The sequence below is a fragment of the Monashia sp. HAY1-2A genome, from assembly GCF_056755315.1.
On the sequence record NZ_JBNDHY010000252.1, the window covers coordinates 1 to 3,341 of the forward strand.

Genomic DNA, 3,341 nt, shown 5'->3' on the forward strand with positions numbered 1-3,341 from the left:
TGCGCCACACCGCGGCGTTCGAGGCCGCTGCTGCCGCCGTGCCCGGCCTCGCGGCGTGGACCGACCCGTCCGTGGCCACCCCGCTCACCGACGCGCTGCCCGGCGGTCCGCTGCTCAACGTCTACCGCGGGCAGCACGGGCCGGACGGCCGGCCCGCGCTGCCGGGGCTCGTCTTCGTGGGTGACTCGGTGTGCACCACGACGCCGAACTTCGGTCGCGGCGTCACGACCTCCCTGCTCCAGGTGGCCGAGCTGCTCCGGCTCCTCGACGAGCACGGGACCGACCTCGAGGCCCTCTCGCTCGGGCTCGACGCCTTCGGCGAGGCGAGCATGCGGCCCTGGGTCGAGGACCACGTGCACATGGACTCGGCGCAGGCCCGACGCTGGGCGGGTGAGGACATCGACCTCTCCCGCCCGCTGCCCTCCGACATCATCATGATGGCCGCGGAGCGGGACCCCTCGATCGGCGAGCTCATCGGTCCGTACGCCGCGATGACCGCGCTGCCCGCGAGCCTGCGGGCCGCCGAGGACCGGGCCCGTGCCGTCTACGCGACCGGCTGGCGGCGACCCTTCGACCCCGGCCCGACGCGCGGGGAGCTCGCCGAGGTCGTGGCCCGGTCGGTGCCCGCGGTGGCCCACTGACGCCGTCACGCGACGACGCGGCCCAGCTCACCGGGCGGGGCAGCGAGCGTCAGCGGCCGGTGCCGCCGTAGACGATGGCGTCCTCGGCCGAGTCGAGACCGAAGGCGGTGTGCACGGCACGGACGGCGTCGTCGAGCTGCTCGGCGCGCGTCACCGCCGAGACACGGATCTCGGAGGTCGAGATCATCTCGATGTTGATCCCGGCCTCGGCCAGGGCCCCGAAGAACTTCGCCGAGACGCCTGGGTGGCTCTTCATGCCGGCGCCGACGAGGGCGATCTTGCCGATCTTGTCATCGAGCCGCAGGTCCTCGTACTCGACCTCGGCCCTGATGCCCTGCAGCACCTGCATGCCGCGGGCGCCGTCGGCCTGCGGCAGCGTGAAGGAGATGTCGGTCTTGGCCGTCTGGGCCGCCGACACGTTCTGGACGATCATGTCGATGTTGATGCCGGCCTCGGCGATGGCGCCGAAGATCTTCGCGGCGATCCCGACCCGGTCGGGCACCCCGACGATGGTGATCTTGGCCTCGCTGCGGTCGTGGGCGATGCCGGCGATGATCGGAGCTTCCACAGCGCCTTCTCCTTCGTAGGGGTTGTCCTTGACCCAGGTGCCCGGCTTCTGCGACCACGAGGACCGGACGTGGATCGGGATGCCGTAGCGGCGGGCGTACTCGACGCAGCGCAGGTGCAGGATCTTCGACCCGTTGGCCGCGAGGTCGAGCATCTCCTCCATCGACAGGACGTCGAGCTTGCGCGCGCTCGGCAGGATGCGCGGGTCGGCGGTGAAGACGCCGTCGACGTCGGTGTAGATCTCGCAGACGTCGGCCCCGAGGGCGGCGGCGAGGGCGACGGCGGTGGTGTCCGAGCCGCCGCGGCCGAGGGTGGTGATGTCCTTCGTCGTCTGGCTCACGCCCTGGAAGCCGGCGACGATGGCGATGTGACCGGCGTCGAGGGCGCTCTGGATGCGCCCCGGCGTCACGTCGATGATGCGCGCGGCACCGTGCGCGTCGTCGGTGATGACGCCGGCCTGGCTGCCCGTGAACGAGCGGGCCTCGGCGCCGAGCTGGGCGATCGCCATGGCGACGAGGGCCATCGAGATGCGCTCGCCCGAGGTCAGCAGCATGTCGAGCTCGCGGGCCGGCGGTGCCGGCGTCACCTGCTCGGCGAGGTCGAGCAGCTCGTCGGTGGTGTCGCCCATGGCCGAGACGACGACGCAGACCGCGTTGCCGGCCTTGTGCGTCTCGACGATGCGGCGGGCCACCCGCTTGATGGCCTCGGCGTCGGAGACGGACGACCCGCCGTACTTCTGGACGACGATGCTCACTCGGGGCTCCGGATCTGCTCGGTGGTCTGCGGTGCAGCCGAGTCTAGGCTCGGGCTCGCGGCGCCCACCGCCGCGTCGCGATGGTGAGATGTGCGCGGATTCGTCACCGGCGCCGCACGTTCTTGCGCGGGTCAGGGGTGCAGCGCGTCGAACTCCGCCTCGCCGACGGTCTCCTCGTCGACGTCGAGCCGCAGGTGCGACAGGATCGACTGGAGCGCGCGCAGCGCCGTCATCGCGCGGTCGCCCCACTCGGACAGGTAGCTGAACTGCCACCACCACAGGGCCTCGACGCGGCGGCCCGCACCGTAGTGCTTGAGGCCGTGCGTCAGGGCGACGGCGATGTCCACGAGGTCGTTGGTGATCGACCCGTCGGCCCGTTCGGAGGAGGTGACCGGGTCGATGACGTAGACGTAGTCGTCGATGCCGGCGAAGACGTTGGCCAGACCGGTGCGCAGCGGGTCGGCGTCGTCGTCGGTCGCGTCCGGCTCGAAGCGCTCGACCGGCACGACGTCCTGGATCGCCCCGAGCCGGGCGCCGGCGACGAGCACCTGAGACAGGGCGAGCGTCAGGACGGGCAGGGCGGTGTCGGGCGAGCTGCCCGAGGCGACCTCGGTCACCGACGTGAGGAACGCACTGGCCTCGGCCGCGGTGAGGTCGGCCAGGCCCGAGAGGTCGTCGATCTCGCGGTCGGCGGCGTCAGGGGTCCCCTGCTCGGTGCTCATGTGACCAGCATGCCCCATCGCGGCTGGGACGCGGCCCCCGGGGAGCGCGTCACGCGTCGACGCGTCGACGCCCCTCGAAGGCTCGCCCGAGCGTCACCTCGTCGGCGTACTCGAGGTCGCCGCCGACGGGCAGGCCGGAGGCGAGGCGGGTGACCGTGACGCCGACGTCGCGCAGCAGCCGGGACAGGTAGGTGGCCGTCGCCTCGCCCTCGAGGTTGGGGTCGGTGGCGATGATGACCTCCTGCACCTCCCCCGACGCGAGCCGCGTCATGAGCTCGCGGACCCGCAGGTCGTCGGGTCCGATGCCGTCGATCGGGCTGATGGCGCCGCCGAGCACGTGGTAGGTGCCGCGGAACTCGCGGGTGCGCTCGATCGCGACGACGTCCTTCGGCTCCTCGACGACGCAGATGGAGGTCTGGTCGCGACGCGGGTCGGCGCAGATGCGGCACCGCTCGGCCTGCGCGACGTTGCCGCACACCTCGCAGAACCGGACCCGGGCCTTGACCTCGGTCAGGGCCGTGACGAGACGCGTGACGTCCTCGGCGTCGGCCTGCAGGAGGTGGAAGGCGATGCGCTGGGCGCTCTTGGGACCGACGCCGGGCAAGCGTCCGAGCTCGTCGATGAGGTCCTGCACTGCGCCTTCGTACACACCGCAAC

The 3,341-nt window shown here is 72.1% G+C and carries 4 protein-coding genes; 1 reads left to right on the plus strand and 3 read right to left on the minus strand.

The window, feature by feature from the left end; all coding sequences use genetic code 11:
• On the plus strand, positions 1–641 hold a 641-nt coding region (locus ACPYOM_RS21370), incomplete at its 5' end, for a hypothetical protein (RefSeq protein ID WP_481347497.1).
• 49 nt (positions 642–690) lie between these two features.
• On the opposite strand, the gene ACPYOM_RS21375 is transcribed toward ACPYOM_RS21370, so the two are convergent.
• The 3 genes from ACPYOM_RS21375 to recR all read right to left on the minus strand — a co-directional run bounded on the left by ACPYOM_RS21375 (position 691) and on the right by recR (position 3,333).
• Positions 691–1,962, minus strand: a complete 1,272-nt coding sequence (locus ACPYOM_RS21375; RefSeq protein ID WP_481347498.1) for an aspartate kinase — start codon at positions 1,960–1,962, stop codon at positions 691–693.
• Between the two features lie 131 nt (positions 1,963–2,093).
• On the minus strand, positions 2,094–2,684 hold the full coding sequence (locus tag ACPYOM_RS21380) for a DUF5063 domain-containing protein (RefSeq protein ID WP_481341907.1): 591 nt from the start codon (positions 2,682–2,684) through the stop codon (positions 2,094–2,096).
• Between the two features lie 49 nt (positions 2,685–2,733).
• Positions 2,734–3,333, minus strand: coding sequence for a recombination mediator RecR (recR, locus tag ACPYOM_RS21385; RefSeq protein WP_481341908.1), 600 nt, complete (start codon positions 3,331–3,333; stop codon positions 2,734–2,736).
• Between the last annotated feature and the right edge of the window lie 8 nt (positions 3,334–3,341).